The 15187-nt window shown below is 33.6% G+C and carries 13 protein-coding genes; 7 read left to right on the forward strand and 6 right to left on the reverse strand.

The window, feature by feature from the left end; translation table 11 throughout:
- Positions 1-13: 13 nt before the first annotated feature.
- Positions 14-1402: a TlpA family protein disulfide reductase gene (locus EQG63_RS06145; protein ID WP_129435481.1), complete on the forward strand. Its 1389-nt coding sequence runs from the start codon at positions 14-16 to the stop codon at positions 1400-1402.
- A 78-nt stretch (positions 1403-1480) separates the two neighbouring features.
- On the opposite strand, the gene EQG63_RS06150 is transcribed toward EQG63_RS06145, so the two are convergent.
- Both EQG63_RS06150 and EQG63_RS06155 read right to left on the reverse strand, forming a co-directional pair.
- The gene (locus EQG63_RS06150; protein WP_129435482.1) at positions 1481-2518 is read right to left on the reverse strand and encodes a PLP-dependent cysteine synthase family protein; all 1038 of its coding nucleotides are present in this window, start codon (positions 2516-2518) and stop codon (positions 1481-1483) included.
- A gap of 69 nt (positions 2519-2587) precedes the next feature.
- Positions 2588-4726 carry a S9 family peptidase gene (locus tag EQG63_RS06155; protein ID WP_164974470.1) on the reverse strand — a complete coding sequence of 713 codons (2139 nt, stop codon included), beginning with the start codon at positions 4724-4726 and terminating at the stop codon, positions 2588-2590.
- A 67-nt stretch (positions 4727-4793) separates the two neighbouring features.
- Here EQG63_RS06155 and EQG63_RS06160 point away from each other — a divergent pair, with 67 nt between their 5' ends.
- On the forward strand, positions 4794-5117 hold the full coding sequence (locus EQG63_RS06160; RefSeq protein ID WP_129435484.1) for a YbaB/EbfC family nucleoid-associated protein: 324 nt from the start codon (positions 4794-4796) through the stop codon (positions 5115-5117).
- A gap of 38 nt (positions 5118-5155) precedes the next feature.
- Here the strand turns inward: EQG63_RS06160 and EQG63_RS06165 are convergent, their stop codons facing one another.
- Positions 5156-6181: a threonine aldolase family protein gene (locus EQG63_RS06165; RefSeq protein WP_129435485.1), complete on the reverse strand. Its 1026-nt coding sequence runs from the start codon at positions 6179-6181 to the stop codon at positions 5156-5158.
- Between the two features lie 177 nt (positions 6182-6358).
- Between EQG63_RS06165 and prfB the strand changes: the two genes are divergently transcribed.
- A protein-coding gene (gene prfB / locus EQG63_RS06170; RefSeq protein ID WP_129435486.1) for a peptide chain release factor 2 occupies positions 6359-7454 on the forward strand; the annotation gives its coding sequence in 2 pieces (ribosomal slippage) (positions 6359-6421 and positions 6423-7454; 1095 coding nt in all).
- Between the two features lie 16 nt (positions 7455-7470).
- Positions 7471-8265 carry an HNH endonuclease gene (locus EQG63_RS06175; RefSeq protein WP_129435487.1) on the forward strand — a complete coding sequence of 265 codons (795 nt, stop codon included), beginning with the start codon at positions 7471-7473 and terminating at the stop codon, positions 8263-8265.
- A 52-nt stretch (positions 8266-8317) separates the two neighbouring features.
- Here EQG63_RS06175 and EQG63_RS06180 read toward each other — a convergent pair whose 3' ends face one another.
- The 3 genes from EQG63_RS06180 to EQG63_RS06190 form a co-directional block, all read right to left on the reverse strand.
- On the reverse strand, positions 8318-8740 hold the full coding sequence (locus tag EQG63_RS06180; protein ID WP_129435488.1) for a DoxX family protein: 423 nt from the start codon (positions 8738-8740) through the stop codon (positions 8318-8320).
- Between the two features lie 63 nt (positions 8741-8803).
- Entirely contained in the window at positions 8804-10432 is a 1629-nt protein-coding gene (locus tag EQG63_RS06185) for a M1 family metallopeptidase (protein ID WP_129435489.1), read from the reverse strand.
- 84 nt (positions 10433-10516) lie between these two features.
- Positions 10517-12160: an acyl-CoA carboxylase subunit beta gene (locus tag EQG63_RS06190; RefSeq protein ID WP_129435490.1), complete on the reverse strand. Its 1644-nt coding sequence runs from the start codon at positions 12158-12160 to the stop codon at positions 10517-10519.
- A gap of 173 nt (positions 12161-12333) precedes the next feature.
- On the opposite strand from EQG63_RS06190, the gene EQG63_RS06195 reads away from it, so the two are divergent.
- From EQG63_RS06195 to EQG63_RS06205, 3 genes are all read left to right on the forward strand, one after another.
- Positions 12334-12978 (forward strand): DUF47 domain-containing protein, encoded by a 645-nt coding sequence (locus EQG63_RS06195; RefSeq protein WP_129435491.1) that lies wholly within the window; start codon positions 12334-12336, stop codon positions 12976-12978.
- Positions 12979-13002: 24 nt separating this feature from the next.
- A complete protein-coding gene (locus EQG63_RS06200) occupies positions 13003-14322 on the forward strand; it encodes an inorganic phosphate transporter (RefSeq protein ID WP_129435492.1) in 1320 nt (439 codons plus the stop codon).
- A gap of 130 nt (positions 14323-14452) precedes the next feature.
- A complete protein-coding gene (locus tag EQG63_RS06205) occupies positions 14453-15184 on the forward strand; it encodes a DUF2490 domain-containing protein (RefSeq protein ID WP_129435493.1) in 732 nt (243 codons plus the stop codon).
- The last annotated feature ends 3 nt before the right edge of the window (positions 15185-15187 follow it).

Consider the following 15187-nt stretch of genomic DNA (forward strand, 5'->3'; position numbering starts at 1 on the left):
TAAATGATTTATAATGATTGCCTATTTAAAAAAACTACTATTCCTAACTTTACTATCATCACCTATTCTTTTTATATCATGTAACGATATACTTAAAGGAAATGATGGTGCTTCTTATTTCGGCGGTGAAATTATAAATCCGAATTCTAAATTTGTCTATTTGTGCAAAGACAATGAAGTCATTGATACTATAGAATTAGACAAAAACAATCGTTTTCTTCAAAAATACGATACGTTATCCTCTGGAATGTACACTTTTAAACATGATCCGGAATATCAATATATTTATTTTGACAAAGGTGATAGTTTGATGATTCGTTTGAATACGCAAGAATTTGACAATTCACTTACTTTTTGTGGACGTGGAGATGAGAAAAATAACTTTTTAATTGAGTTGTTTTTGAAGAATGAAAATGAAAAAAACACTTCTTTTGGAATTTACGATTATGATTTGAAAAAGTTCGAATCTAAAATCAATAAAGATCAAAAAATAAAGAAGGCATTTTACGATAGAAGAAAAGAAGAAATTGATTGGACAGAAGATTTCGATTTATATGCAAAGTCCATGTTGGAAATGCCATATTTGGCAAAAAAAGAAATGTATCCGATGGTTCACAAATTCAGAACCAGTGACGATGTTTGTAAAATTTTACCAAAAGATTATTATTGTTACCGCAAAGAAATAGACTTCAATAATAACAAACTGACATATTTCGCACCATTTGTGGGCTATTTAACATCTATGTTAAATAATGTTACGTGTCAAGACAATGATACGTATTCCTTAGAAAATAATATTAAAAAACTAAAAGTTGCCGATTCAATATTTACGAATACTACAATTAAAAACTCGGTGTTACATAATATTGCTTTTATGTATCTTTTAGAAGATCAAAACATACAGCACAATAAAGCATTTTTAGATAAATACTATCAGCTTTCTACGGATAAGGAAAGTAAGCAAAAAATCAAAAAAATAGGTACTCAAATACAAATTTTGGCGAAAAGTAAAAACCTGCCTGAAATTGAATTGGTTGGGTTAGACAATAAAAAAGTAAGCAAATTAAACACAAACGGATTAAAAACAGTTATTTTCTTCTGGACATCAGAAGCAAAATCTCATATGGAAATGGCTCACAAACGTGCTATCGAATTAAAACAGAAATATCCGGATTTGAATTTTATTGCTGTTAATATTGATGATTCGGATAAAAACTGGAAAGAAAGTTTAGGAAAATCGAAATTCAATATTACCGAGTTACATGCCTCAAATTTTGAGGAAATTAAAGAAAAATGGGTGATTACTAAAATCCACAGAACGATGATTATTAATTCGGACGGTACGATAAATAATGCTTTTGTAAGTTTATTTGATTCAGGATTTGAAAAATATTTAAAATAAACTATTACCAATTCAAACCAAAAAGCGGCTTTTCAATTAAGAAAAACCGCTTTTTTATTTTAATACTTTCTGCGAAAGTTACTTTATAAATTCAATTTTTTGTTCTTCTGCATTTACGCTATCGAAGAAACCTTGAGCATTCATCCATTCGTCATTAAATACTTTACTCATGTAGCGTGAACCGTGATCTGGAAAAATTGCAATTACTTTACTATTTTCATCAAATTCGCCTTCTTCAGCATATTGCTTAATAGCTTGAACTACTGCTCCAGAAGTATAACCTACGAATAAACCTTCAGTTTTTGCGATATTACGAGTCATGTGTGCACTCTCTTCATCGGTTACTTTTACAAACTTGTCAATTACATCAAAGTCTGTTGCCGTTGGAATTAAATTTTTACCTAAACCTTCAATTCTGTACGGATAAATCTCTTCCACATCAAATTCTTTGGTTTCGTGATATTTTTTAATTACCGAACCATAAGCATCAACACCCAAAATACGGATATTTGGATTTTTTTCTTTCAGAAATTTTCCAATTCCTGATAAAGTTCCTCCTGTACCTGTACAAGCCACTACGTGTGTTACATGTCCATTAGTTTGTTCCCAAATTTCTGGTCCAGTAGTTTTGTAATGCGCTTCAATATTTAAATCATTAAAATATTGATTAATGTATACCGATCCTTTAGTTTCTTCATGTAAACGCTTGGCAACATTGTAGTAAGAACGCTCATCATCTGCCGATACGTGAGCAGGGCAAACATACACTTTTGCTCCCATACTCTTTAACATATCTATTTTATCTGGCGAAGATTTAGAACTTACTGCAAGGATACAATCATATCCTTTAATAATGCTTACCATTGCTAAACTAAATCCAGTGTTACCAGAAGTGGTTTCAACAATAGTATCTCCTGGTTTTAAAATCCCTCTTCTTTCTGCTTCTTCAATAATATAAAGAGCTATTCTATCTTTTGTAGAATGACCTGGATTGAATGCTTCAACTTTAGCATAAAAATTACCTTTGCAATCATCGGTAATTTTATTTAGCCTGATAAGCGGTGTATTCCCTATTAATTCTAAAATATTATTATAAGCTTTAATATCTTTTCCCATATAAAATTAGTGGCATTAGTATTGGAAATCAAGTATCCAAAACCTTGCAAATTTATAAAAAAAATTTAATTATTTTTTAATTCCTTCCAAATCTAACAAGAAAGCAAATTCTTTGGCTACTTCCTTCAATGCTTCAAAGCGTCCAGAAGCACCACCATGTCCTGTATCCATATTGGTGTCTAAAAATAACAAATTTTTATCGGTTTTCATAGCTCTTAATTTAGCCACCCATTTTGCTGGCTCCCAATATTGTACTTGTGAATCGTGTAATCCTGTTGTTACCAACATGTTAGGATAAGCAATTTTGGCTACATTATCATAAGGAGAATACGATTTCATATAGTCATAATACTCTTTTTCGTTTGGATTTCCCCATTCGTCATATTCGCCTGTAGTTAACGGAATCGAATCGTCTAGCATTGTGGTAACAACATCTACAAAAGGAACAGCAGCTATAACTCCATTATATAATTCGGGTGCCATGTTAATTACAGCTCCCATAAGTAATCCTCCAGCCGAGCCACCTTCAGCGTATAAATGTTTGGGAGATGTGTATTTATTTTCGATTAAGTATTTTGAACAATCAATAAAATCAGTAAACGTATTCATTTTGGTCAATAACTTTCCGTTTTCATACCAAGGTCGTCCTAAGTCTTCTCCTCCACGGATGTGTGCAATAGCATAAATGAATCCTCTATCCAACAAACTTAAACGAGTCGTTGAAAACGTACAATCCATAGAATAGCCATACGAACCATAGGCATATTGCAATAATGGATTTTTACCATCTAATTTGATTCCTTTTTTATAAATCAATGAAATAGGAACTTTGGTTCCATCTTTTGCAGTTGCCCAAATACGTTTTTCTTCGTAATTCTTTTTATCAAATTTTCCGCCTAAAACTTCTTGTTCTTTTAAAACCACTTTAGTTTTGTCCTTCATATTAAAATCGATAACCGAAGAAGGTGTTGTTAGCGACTGATAGCCGTAACGCAATACATCCGTATCAAAATCAACATTCGTTGTTGTGTAGGCACTATACGTTTCACTTTCAAATGGAAGATAATATTCACCTGTTCCGCTCCAAGGCATGATGCGAAGTTTTGTTAAACCGTTATCACGTTCTTCAACAACCAAATAGTCTTTAAAAATTTCGATATCTTCTAATAAAACAGTTGACCTATGTGCTATAACATCCTTCCAATTTTCTTTTTCGGTAGCAGCTTCGGAGGTTTTCATCAATTTGAAATTAGTGGCTTTGTCTTTATTTGTCAAAACATAAAAACTATCCCCAAAATGAGAAATACTGTATTCTAATCCGCGTGTACGTTTTTGAAACAATTTAAAATCGGCTTCCGGAGTGTCGGCATTCAAAAAGCGGTATTCAGAAGTCATAGTACTCTGTGAACCAATCACAATGTATTTTCTTGATTTTTCTTTGTACAAGAAAACACTATAAGTGTCGTCTTTTTCTTCAAAAACCAAAACATCTTCTTTGGCATCAGTACCGATTTTGTGACGGAAAACTTTATCCGAACGAAGTGTTATAGGATCTTTTGTTGTGTAGAAAATGGTTTGATTGTCATTTGCCCAAACAGAGCCTCCTGTTGTGTTTTCAATTTTATCAGCAAGAATTTCACCAGTTACTAAATTTTTAATTTGAATGGTATAAATTCTTCGGCTTACTTTATCAATTCCAAAGGTTGCAAAGGTGTTATTCGGACTAACACTTAATCCCGATAATTGAAAATAAGAATGTCCTTTTGCCATCTCATTGCAATTGAACATTACTTCTTCAGCAGCTGTCAAAGCTCCTTTTTTGCGTGAATGTATTGGATAATCTTGTCCTTTTTCGAAACGAGAGATATACCAATACCCATTATATAAATAAGGAACTGAAGAATCATCTTCTTTTATTCTAGATTTCATTTCTTCAAATAAAGAAGTTCTAAAACCTTTAGTATGAGCAGTCATTTCCTCATAATATTTATTTTCGGCTGTCAAATAATCGATTACTTCTTTGTCTTCACGTTGGTTTAGCCAATAGTAGTTATCAACACGAACATCACCATGTTTTTCAAGATTTTTTGGAACAATTTTAGCCACTGGTGGCAGTGTAATTTTTGACATTTTGTTTTGAGCAATTATATTGTTAATTGGTGCAGCAAAAATAAAGCTAATTAGACTTATTTTTATTAGGTTTTTCATTTTATTTAGTTGTTTATTTGGGTAGCAATTTACTAATTTTGTTTCGTTAATTTAAATTGAAATTAAAATGTTTGGTGATATAATGGGAATGATGGGTAAACTTAAAGAAACCCAACAAAAAGTAGAAGCCACTAAAAAAAGATTAGATACTGTTTTAGTTGACGAAAAAAGTTCAGATGGTCTTTTAGAAGTGACATTAACCGCAAATAGAACTATCAGAAGTATAACAATTGACGATAGTTTACTAACCGATAAGGAGCAATTGGAAGATTATTTAGTTTTGGTTTTAAACAAAGCTATAGAAAAAGCCACTACCATAAACGAAGCCGAACTTGGCGCTGTAGCCAAAGAAGGCATGCCTAATATTCCTGGTTTGGATATGTTTAAGTAGACTTAATATTTGTCTGGTTTTTTTAACCAGACAAATATTTATATCACAATTTTAGGTAAAATATCTAACACATATTCATGCATTACTTGTCGGTAATCCAAATGGGTTACAATACGTAATTTGCCATGTCCCATAGCACTAATATGTATTCCTTTTTCTTTTAGTTTTTGAATGATTACTTTTTCATCTAGATAGGACTGAATTGAAAATATCAAAATATTTGTTTCGACGGGTTCTACAGAGGCGATCCAAGGTAATTTTTGTAATAAATTGCCTATTTCTTTTGCTCTTCGATGATCATCAGCCAAACGTAGAAAATGATTGTCCAAAGCATAAATTCCAGCAGCTGCTAAATAGCCTGCTTGACGCATTCCTCCTCCTAATAATTTACGAATTCGTAAAGCTCTTTTTATCGTTTTTGCATCCGAAATTAACACCGAACCAACTGGGGCTCCTAGTCCTTTCGACAAACAAACCGAAATACTATTGAATAATTCACCAAATTGTCTTGGAGATTGATTTTTAGCAATCATCGCATTCCAAAGTCGTGCCCCGTCAAGATGGTATTTTAAATTGTTTTGGACACAAACTTGTTTGATTTCTTTTAATGTTTCGATTTCGTAACACGCTCCACCCCCTTTATTCGTTGTATTTTCAATACTAACCAAACTCGTTAAAGGTGCATGAAAAAATTCAGGGTCATTGATCGATTTTTGGACTTGCTCCGCAGTTATCATTCCGCGATTTCCATCTACCAAATTCAAAGAACAACCACTATTAAAAGCAGCACCGCCCGCTTCATATAAATAAATATGCGACCATTTATCACAAATAATTTCATCACCAGGTTGTGTATGTAATTTTAATGCTACTTGATTAGCCATTGTTCCAGAAGGAAAAAACAATGCGGCTTCCATGCCAAACATGGTTGCTACTTTTTCTTCCAAGGCATTAATGGTTGGATCTTGTTTGTACACATCATCCCCTACTTTAGCACTAAACATGGCGTGTAACATTTCTTGTGTAGGCTTTGTGACAGTATCACTGACCAAATTTATTTCCATTTTAAAATAAAATTTAATTTTGTAAGATTTATACTACTCGAGTATCCTTAATTTTGGTGATATACATTTTTTTTATATTTTTACCAGTGAATCCAAATATATATTTAATTGACCTACTTCTTATGGATGCATTCCATATTTTAAGTTAAATATAAAAATCAAAAATATAAAAATTTTATGACAAATGCCGACCAAATAAAAGGTATTGTGGAGCGCCTTGGTGCGTTGAGGAGGTATCTTTGACATTGATGCCAAACTAATTGAAATTACCAACGAAGAAGAGAAAACATTTGCTCCCGATTTTTGGAATAATCCTAAAGAAGCTGAAGTAATTGTGCAAAATCTTCGTTCGAAGAAAAAATGGGTGGAAGACTACGAAAAGGCCGTGAATTTGACTGATGAACTTCAAATTGCTTTCGATTTTTATAAAGAAGGTGAATTTACAGAAGAAGAATTAGATGAATTATACGAGCAAACCAATACACATATTGAGAATATTGAGTTTAAAAACATGCTTTCTGACGAAGGAGATTCGCTGAGCGCTGTTTTACAAATTACAGCAGGTGCTGGTGGTACTGAAAGTTGTGATTGGGCCAGTATGCTAATGCGTATGTACATGATGTGGGGCGAGAAGAATGGGTACAAAATAAAAGAACTGAATTATCAAGAAGGAGATACAGCCGGTATTAAAACGGTCACTCTTGAATTTGAAGGAGAATATTCGTTTGGCTATTTAAAAGGAGAAAATGGGGTACACCGTTTGGTGCGTATTTCGCCATTTGACAGTAATGCCAAGCGTCATACTTCGTTTGCTTCAGTTTATGTATATCCTTTGGTGGATGATAGTATTGAAATAGACATTAATCCAGCCGATATCGAAATTACAACTTCCCGCTCTAGCGGTGCCGGTGGGCAAAATGTAAATAAGGTAGAAACAAAAGTGCAGTTGTTTCATAAACCTACTGGAATACAAATTCAGTGTTCGGAAACGCGTTCGCAGCAGGATAATAGACAACGTGCCATGCAAATGTTACGCTCTCAATTGTATGAGATTGAATTAAAAAAGCAACTGGAACAACGTGCCGATATTGAAGCGAGTAAAATGAAAATTGAATGGGGATCGCAAATAAGAAATTATGTTATGCATCCTTATAAATTAATTAAAGACGTTCGAAGTGGTCATGAAACCAGTGATGTTGATGGCGTAATGAATGGTAATTTGGATGCCTTTTTAAAAGCGTATCTAATGATGATGGGACAAAAAGAAGAGTAATTTAAATCCTTTTTATATGTATTTAAAAAAGTATTATGACGAAGAAATTTGGAAAGAAATTGAGCTTAAATCGCCTTTTATGGAGCGATTCCGGTTGTATATTTCCAATCATGGTCAGATGAAAAAATACAATAAAATAAGCGACACTGAAATTATTATCACCCAGACCAGAACAGAAGGTTATCCTTCGTTTACTGTTTCATTTATGGGTAAAATTTCAGAAGAAGATCAGCTGTATTTCAACGAAATAAGAAAACACATAAGTGTTTTAAAGAAAGAAATTAGAAGTTTAGAGAAAGAATTAATCAAATGCGATGGTCGCGATGCTGCTTTTTACGATATTTCCAAAAAAATAGAGGAAAATCAAAAACTCCATGATACCATAAATTCAAATTATAGAGCTAAATATAAAAAGAATGAACTCAAACGAAAAATTAGCTTTGGGAATTTAACACATCGCATGGTCGCTATTCACTTTTTAGAACGTCCTTCGGAAGAGCATAAATTTGTGGCACATTTGGACTTTGATAAAGAAAACAATCATCATTCTAACTTAAAATGGATGACTCAAAAAGAAAACACAATACATCAGCAAAATAGTCCGTATGTGATAAAAGCAAAGGCAGCTGCTGTTCGTGTTTCTCGAATTACCAGACAAAAATTAACAGTTCATCAAGTGATGGTTATCAAAAAGAGACTAAGCGAAGATATACCACTAAGTAAATTAGCAAAACGCTATAAGGTGTCTGAAACACAATTATTGCGCATTAAACGAGGAATTAATTGGGGAAATATTCCTGCTGCAAGATAGAAAAAGGAGCTTTATAGCTCCTTTGTAATTTTACAAAATTAAATATTTCATATTATTGTTGCATCTTAAAGTAATAATCGGCGGAGTGTTTACCACTTCCATAAAATAAGAAGAAAATACAAATTGCTAGTAATAAAAAAGAGAGTACTAAATTACCCATATTCATTTCACCAATGAAATTGACAAGAAAAGCTCCCAGTAAAATTGGAATTTGAGCCATGATTGACCAACGTGTCAGTAATCCAAATACAATCATAATTCCACCCACCATATGAGCAGCCATAACATAATGTACAATTAGCATTCCTCCACCAAGATTTTTTATTGGTTCGACCAATTGGTCATAATAGGCTGTATTGGTTATAAATGAAACTCCTTTCCAAAAAAGGAAAATCCCAACTGCTATTCTTAAAAAATCAAGCGGATAAGAAGTGTGAGCGTTAGCCCATTTGTTCAAGCTTTTAACAGTTTCCATAGTTCTTTAGTTTTAAATTGTCCTTCTAATTTACTAAAGATTCTAAAAACAACCAACTAGAAATCAGTATTTTATATAAAATGCAGATTTATCAGGATGAACTTCACTAATTGATTTCGTTTTTACTTCTAATTTTTTCCAATTATTGGTAACATTAACTCTATTTTTCACTCCTTTAATTTCTAAAACTATTGGCATTTCAAAATTCGCTTCATCAGTTTTCCATCGAATTTCTAAAGCTTTATCTTTCTTTCTAATTTCTAATTCTGGAATAGTAGTGTATCTTAAATATTGATTGAATATGGGTGTCAAATTGATCCCTGATTCTTTGTTGAAGAAATCAATCACGGTTTGAGTAGTAATAATCTGCTTTTTATATGTTTCAGAATATTTAAAAACCATAGCCCACCATTTTGCATCATTATTAATTACGTGACGAAGTGTATTGAGTAACAAGGCACCTTTCGGATACATATCACCACTACCCTCTTTATTTACGCCATAATGCCCAATTATTGGACGGTCGTTGCTAACATTATTTTGAAGACCTTTGGCATACACCATTGCTTTTTCGTAACCAAATTGACACTCGGCAAAAACAATTTCGGTATATTGTGTAAATCCTTCGTGAATCCACATATCAGCAATATCCTTACTGGTGATACTATTTCCGAACCATTCATGTCCACTTTCATGTATCGTAATATAATCGAATAATAATCCAACCCCAGTTCGTGATAAATCATTTCCTAGATAACCTTGCAAGTAGTTATTACCGTAAGCTACAGCGCTTTGATGCTCCATACCTAAATAAGGCGTTTCCACCAATTTATAACCATCTTCTTTAAATGGATATTCTCCAAATTTCGATTGAAAGCAGTCCATCATTGGTTTTACTTCTTCAAAATGCTTACGCGCTTTGGCTTCATTGGCTCTTAGTACATAATAATCCAAATCCAGTCCTTTGTGGTTGTCATGAATGTGTACATAATCGGCAATATTAATAGTTATATCGTAAGTATTAATAGGACTTTTTACTTCCCAATCCCAACGAGTGTAACCATTATTTAAATCTTCACTGCCAAGAAAACGCCCATTGGAAACATTCTTCAAGCCATTGGGAACTGCGACTTTAATTGAGGCGCCAAAATCGGGTTCATCGCTTTGAGAATCTTTCACTGGAAACCAGCAACTCGCACCAAAACCTTGACAAGCCATAGCTACCCAAGGTTTTCCGTTTGTATCTTGACTATATACGATTCCGCCATCCCAAGGCGCTCTTTTGGCAACTACAGGACTTCCCGAATAATAAAAACGAATTTTTTCTTGATTCCCTTTTTGAAGTGGCGTTGGAAACTGAATAAAGGTAGCTAGCAGTTCTCTTTTGAATTGTAGTTTTTTATTGTTGTAAACGATACTGTCAATTTGCATGTTTTCAAACAAATCGATTTGGATTTTGGAGGTATTTTCTACTACTTTGAAAGTAATATCATTATACCCCACAATGTTTTTTTTATCGATATCTACTTTGATGTTCAAATCATAGCGTTGCACATCAAATGAAGTGCGTTCTGGGCGCAAACTACCTTGTAAGGTATCACGACGGGTAAATATTTCTTTAGCAACCGTAAGTTGAGCGAAAGCAGTGTGAACACCAAAAACCAAAAACGAAAACAGTATTATTCTCTTCATAGCTATAAAATAAAAAATCTACTACCGTAAAGTTAGTAGTAGATTTTGATATGTCAACTATTTTAAGAAAAGTTTATACTTTACTTATACTTGAATAACCCCTAAATTGAACTGTTTTTCTATTGGAGCGTGATTAGCGGCTTCAATTCCCATAGAAATCCAAGTACGTGTTTCTAATGGATCTATAATAGCATCCGTCCATAAACGAGAAGCAGCATAATATGGCGAAACTTGTTCGTCGTATCGTGCTTTTATTTTATCGAATAATTCTTGTTCTTTTTGTTCATCTACTTCTTCACCTTTTGCTTTTAGGGAAGCAGCTTCAATTTGCATTAATACTTTAGCGGCTTGTGCTCCACCCATTACAGCCAATTCGGCACTTGGCCAAGCAAATATTAGTCTTGGATCATAAGCTTTTCCACACATGGCATAATTTCCTGCACCATAAGAATTTCCAACGATAACCGTAAATTTTGGCACTACTGAATTTGCCACTGCATTCACCATTTTAGCACCATCTTTAATAATGCCGCCGTGTTCCGATTTACTACCTACCATAAAACCGGTAACATCGTGTACAAATACTAATGGTATTTTTTTCTGATTGCAATTGGCAATAAAACGTGTGGCTTTATCGGCCGAATCTGAATAAATTACACCACCAAACTGCATTTCACTTGGTTTGGTTTTGGCTCCAGTAGTTTTAGCAATTTTACGTTGATTGGCAATTATTCCAACAGCCCAACCGTCAATACGCGCATAACCCGTAATAATCGTTTGTCCATACCCTGCTTTGTATTCATCAAATTCCGAATTATCCACTAAACGTTTGATGATTTCCATCATATCGTATTGTTCGGCACGTGATTTGGGTAAAATCCCATAGATATCTTGTGGATTTAAGGCTGGTTTTTCCGCTTTGATTCGGTTATAACCTGCTTTATCAAAATCGCCCATTTTTCCAACAATACTTTTAATTCGGTCTAAAGCATCGGCATCATCTTTGGCTTTAAAATCGGTCACTCCCGAAATTTCACAATGTGTAGTTGCACCACCCAATGTTTCATTATCAATCGTTTCGCCAATAGCAGCTTTAACCAAATAACTTCCTGCTAAAAAAATACTTCCCGTTTTATCCACAATCAAGGCTTCGTCACTCATAATCGGTAAATAAGCACCACCGGCTACACAACTGCCCATTACAGCAGCAATTTGAGTAATCCCCATACTGCTCATGATGGCATTATTTCTGAATATTCTTCCGAAATGCTCTTTGTCTGGAAATATTTCGTCTTGCATTGGAAGATATACTCCCGCCGAATCAACAAGATAGATGATGGGTAATCTATTTTCAATAGCTATTTCTTGCGCTCTTAAATTCTTTTTTGCCGTTATCGGAAACCAAGCGCCAGCTTTGACAGTAGCATCATTAGCCACAACAATACATTGCTTTTCAGAAATATATCCAATTTTTACCACTACTCCACCTGATGGACATCCACCATGTTCTTTATACATTCCATCACCTACAAACGCTCCAATTTCGATAGCATTTTCTTTTTGATCTAATAGATAATCAATGCGCTCGCGAGCGGTCATTTTACCTTCAGCATGTAGTTTTGCGATACGTTTTTCACCGCCACCGAGTTTCACTTTAGCAAAACGTTGGCGTAAATCGGATAGTAGTAATTTGTTATGATCTTCGTTTTTATTGAAGTTTAAGTCCATGTGTTGCGTGAATTTATTTTTGTAAATTTGAGTGGCTAAAATACAAAATACAATTAAACTTCCCTTTTTATATTTAGTAATAATTAGCTAACATTCTTAATGAGAGTTTCATGTTTTGTTAATAATTTCTTAACATTATAAACATACTTTTGCAACATCAAAAAATAGAACCTATGAACCTTAACAGTATTTTTCAATTTTTAGTTCCTAAAGACACTAAATTTTTTCCTTTATTCGAACAAGCTAGCGGTACCTTAGTTGTATTGGCAGAAACCTTACACGAAGCCGTAAATGCTCCAAAAGACGAAAGAGAAAATTACTTCAAAAAAATTGAAGAATTAGAAAATAAAATTGAAGGAATCACGCACAAAACTCAATTGGAATTAAGCAAAAACTTCATCACTCCATTTGATCGTGAAGATATTAATGCTTTGATAAAAGCAATGGACAATGTGGCAGACAATATGCATGGTGCAGCCAGTAGAATGCGTTTATATCAAGTAGAAAAAATCACAAAATCGATTCGTAAATTAACTGAAATCAATTTGGAAGCTTGTCAGTTGATTGACAAAGCCGTAAAAGAATTGAAAGATTTAAAAAATCACGGTTCAATCAAAGCTATTTGCAAAAGAATAAACAAATTAGAAAGCAAAGCTGATGTTGTTTTCGATAAAGCAGTAGCTGATATTTTTGAAAATGAATCTGATGCTATCAAAGTAATTAAGTACAAAGAAGTATTGTCAGCATTAGAAATGGCATCTGATAGATGTAAAGGTGTTTCTAATGTAATTGAACAAATTTCTGTTAAACATTCTTAATATCGATTTTTCGATTACAATCGTATGACTTTACTAATCATAATTATAGTTTTAGCCTTGGTGTTTGATTATATCAATGGCTTTCACGATGCTGCCAACTCAATTGCTACAGTTGTAGCAACTAAGGTTTTAACACCTTTTCAAGCGGTGGCTTGGGCTGCTTTTTTTAACTTCTTGGCGTACTGGGTTTTTGGATTTGGTGTAGCCGATACGGTTGCTAAAACAGCAAAAACATCAAGCATTGACTTGGTTGTAATTCTTGCAGGAATTATTGCAGCTATTATTTGGAACTTATTAACCTGGTGGAAAGGTATTCCATCGTCTTCTTCACATACCCTTATTGGTGGTTTTGCTGGTGCTGCATTAGCGCACGGTTTTTCAGGAAGAGTTACCGATCCAGAGCATTACGGATTCGGAATTGTAAACTGGTTTAAAGCCGCTAAAGAAGGAGAGCTATTACCGAGTGGTGTATTGGTCATCATTGCATTTATTGCATTGGCTCCAATTGTTGGAATGCTTATCTCCTATTTGGTTTCACTTTGGTTTATGTATTCGGCCAAAAAAAATATCTATCCTAAGTTATTTACATTAACTTTTATGGCTGCTACGGTTTGGTTTTTAACTTCAGTTATGAAACCGTATGCAAAAATTAAAAAACCTAGATTCGAGTCAGAATTTTGGAGTGTTTTAGGAGAACCAGAAAATATCAAATGGTTATTAGTTGGATTCATTATTTTCAGCTTAAGTACCATATGTTTATTATTTAGTAGTTTTTCGGCAGGAAAAGCAGAAACTGTTTTAAAAAGAACGCAATTATTATCTTCAGCGGCCTTTAGTTTAGGACATGGAGGGAACGATTCTCAAAAAGTAATGGGAATTATTGCAGCAGCTGTTGCAGTATATATTGGAACAACTGGTGGAGATGTAATGCAAATGCCAGAATGGTTACAAGTAGTTTTGCCTAATGAAGAAAAAGGAATTAAAGCCAATATGCCAGAATGGATTCCGTTAGCTTGTTATACTGTAATTGGTTTAGGAACGCTAAGTGGTGGATGGAAAATTGTAAAAACAATGGGTTCTAAAATCACTAAAGTAACGGCTTTTGAAGGAGTTGTTGCCGAAAGTGCTGGTGCCATGACTTTATTTATTACAGAACATTTCAAAATTCCAGTATCTACAACACACACAATTACAGGTTCAATTATTGGTGTTGGAGTTACAAAACGTGTTTCAGCGGTCCGTTGGGGTGTAACTATAAACTTATTATGGGCTTGGATTTTAACTATCCCAGTTTCAGCAGTATTAGCAGCTACAACTTACTATATACTTAGGATCTTTATGTAATACAATATATTCTTAAAAAGAAGAGGCTATACTTAGTCTCTTTTTTTTAAATCAATTTTAAAAAAATTAACATTTTCATAAAACACACACAACTTTAACTACACATTAATTCATTATTCTAACTACAAAAATGAAAAAAATTTTTCCAATATTAGCCTTGTTTTTAGGATTGAGCGCTGAAATATCAGCACAACAAAAAGAACATTTATCTGGTTTTACTACCTTATCACTTACTTATAAGTTCAATCCTAATTGGTATGTATATGCCGAGACTCAAGCCCGCTCAATAGCTGATTTTTCTGAAGTCGATTATTATGAGATAAAAGGTGGTGCTGGATATAATTTTAACAAGAGTCATCAGGCATTTGTAGGATTAGGGCGTTATGCAAGCTACACAGATAATAAATTAGCAAAACAAGAATTTCGCGTATGGATTCAATATGTGTATTCTAAATTTATTTCTCGTGTAAAATTGGAGCAAAGAGTTAGAGCCGAAAAACGCTTTTTCAATAATCCTGGTGCTGATTTCAATATAAATACAGAGCGTTATAGATACCGTATGAATGTAATTATTCCGTTGAATAAAGAAAAAATCGAAGCGAAAACGTTTTTTACCAGCACTTACAATGAAATCTTTTTTGCCGGTGATGACAAACCAACATTCAGTAGAAACCGATTGTTTGGCGGACTTGGATATCAAGCCACAAATTCATTTGGTGTTATATTAGGGTATTTATGGCAGCGAGATTTTGGGCTAACTAAAAATACCAATACACATTTCATATTTTGTGGTCTCAATTTTACACTTGCACATAAAGAACATAAATCGACTTCTACCATTGTCACACCAGACGCCGATTAATTC

This window comes from Flavobacterium amnicola, assembly GCF_004122165.1.
Classification (GTDB): domain Bacteria; phylum Bacteroidota; class Bacteroidia; order Flavobacteriales; family Flavobacteriaceae; genus Flavobacterium; species Flavobacterium amnicola.

What these genes read in the sequence shown, in the direction of transcription:
- EQG63_RS06155 (WP_164974470.1), bottom strand. Translation starts at nt 4,726, where the DNA reads ATGAAAAACCTAATAAAAATAAGTCTAATTAGCTTTATTTTTGCTGCA.
- EQG63_RS06165 (WP_129435485.1), bottom strand. Translation starts at nt 6,181, where the DNA reads ATGGAAATAAATTTGGTCAGTGATACTGTCACAAAGCCTACACAAGAA.
- EQG63_RS06145 (WP_129435481.1), top strand. Translation starts at nt 14, where the DNA reads ATGATTGCCTATTTAAAAAAACTACTATTCCTAACTTTACTATCATCA.
- EQG63_RS06200 (WP_129435492.1), top strand. Translation starts at nt 13,003, where the DNA reads ATGACTTTACTAATCATAATTATAGTTTTAGCCTTGGTGTTTGATTAT.
- EQG63_RS06160 (WP_129435484.1), top strand. Translation starts at nt 4,794, where the DNA reads ATGTTTGGTGATATAATGGGAATGATGGGTAAACTTAAAGAAACCCAA.
- EQG63_RS06175 (WP_129435487.1), top strand. Translation starts at nt 7,471, where the DNA reads ATGTATTTAAAAAAGTATTATGACGAAGAAATTTGGAAAGAAATTGAG.
- EQG63_RS06185 (WP_129435489.1), bottom strand. Translation starts at nt 10,432, where the DNA reads ATGAAGAGAATAATACTGTTTTCGTTTTTGGTTTTTGGTGTTCACACT.
- EQG63_RS06180 (WP_129435488.1), bottom strand. Translation starts at nt 8,740, where the DNA reads ATGGAAACTGTTAAAAGCTTGAACAAATGGGCTAACGCTCACACTTCT.
- EQG63_RS06190 (WP_129435490.1), bottom strand. Translation starts at nt 12,160, where the DNA reads ATGGACTTAAACTTCAATAAAAACGAAGATCATAACAAATTACTACTA.
- EQG63_RS06205 (WP_129435493.1), top strand. Translation starts at nt 14,453, where the DNA reads ATGAAAAAAATTTTTCCAATATTAGCCTTGTTTTTAGGATTGAGCGCT.
- EQG63_RS06195 (WP_129435491.1), top strand. Translation starts at nt 12,334, where the DNA reads ATGAACCTTAACAGTATTTTTCAATTTTTAGTTCCTAAAGACACTAAA.
- EQG63_RS06150 (WP_129435482.1), bottom strand. Translation starts at nt 2,518, where the DNA reads ATGGGAAAAGATATTAAAGCTTATAATAATATTTTAGAATTAATAGGG.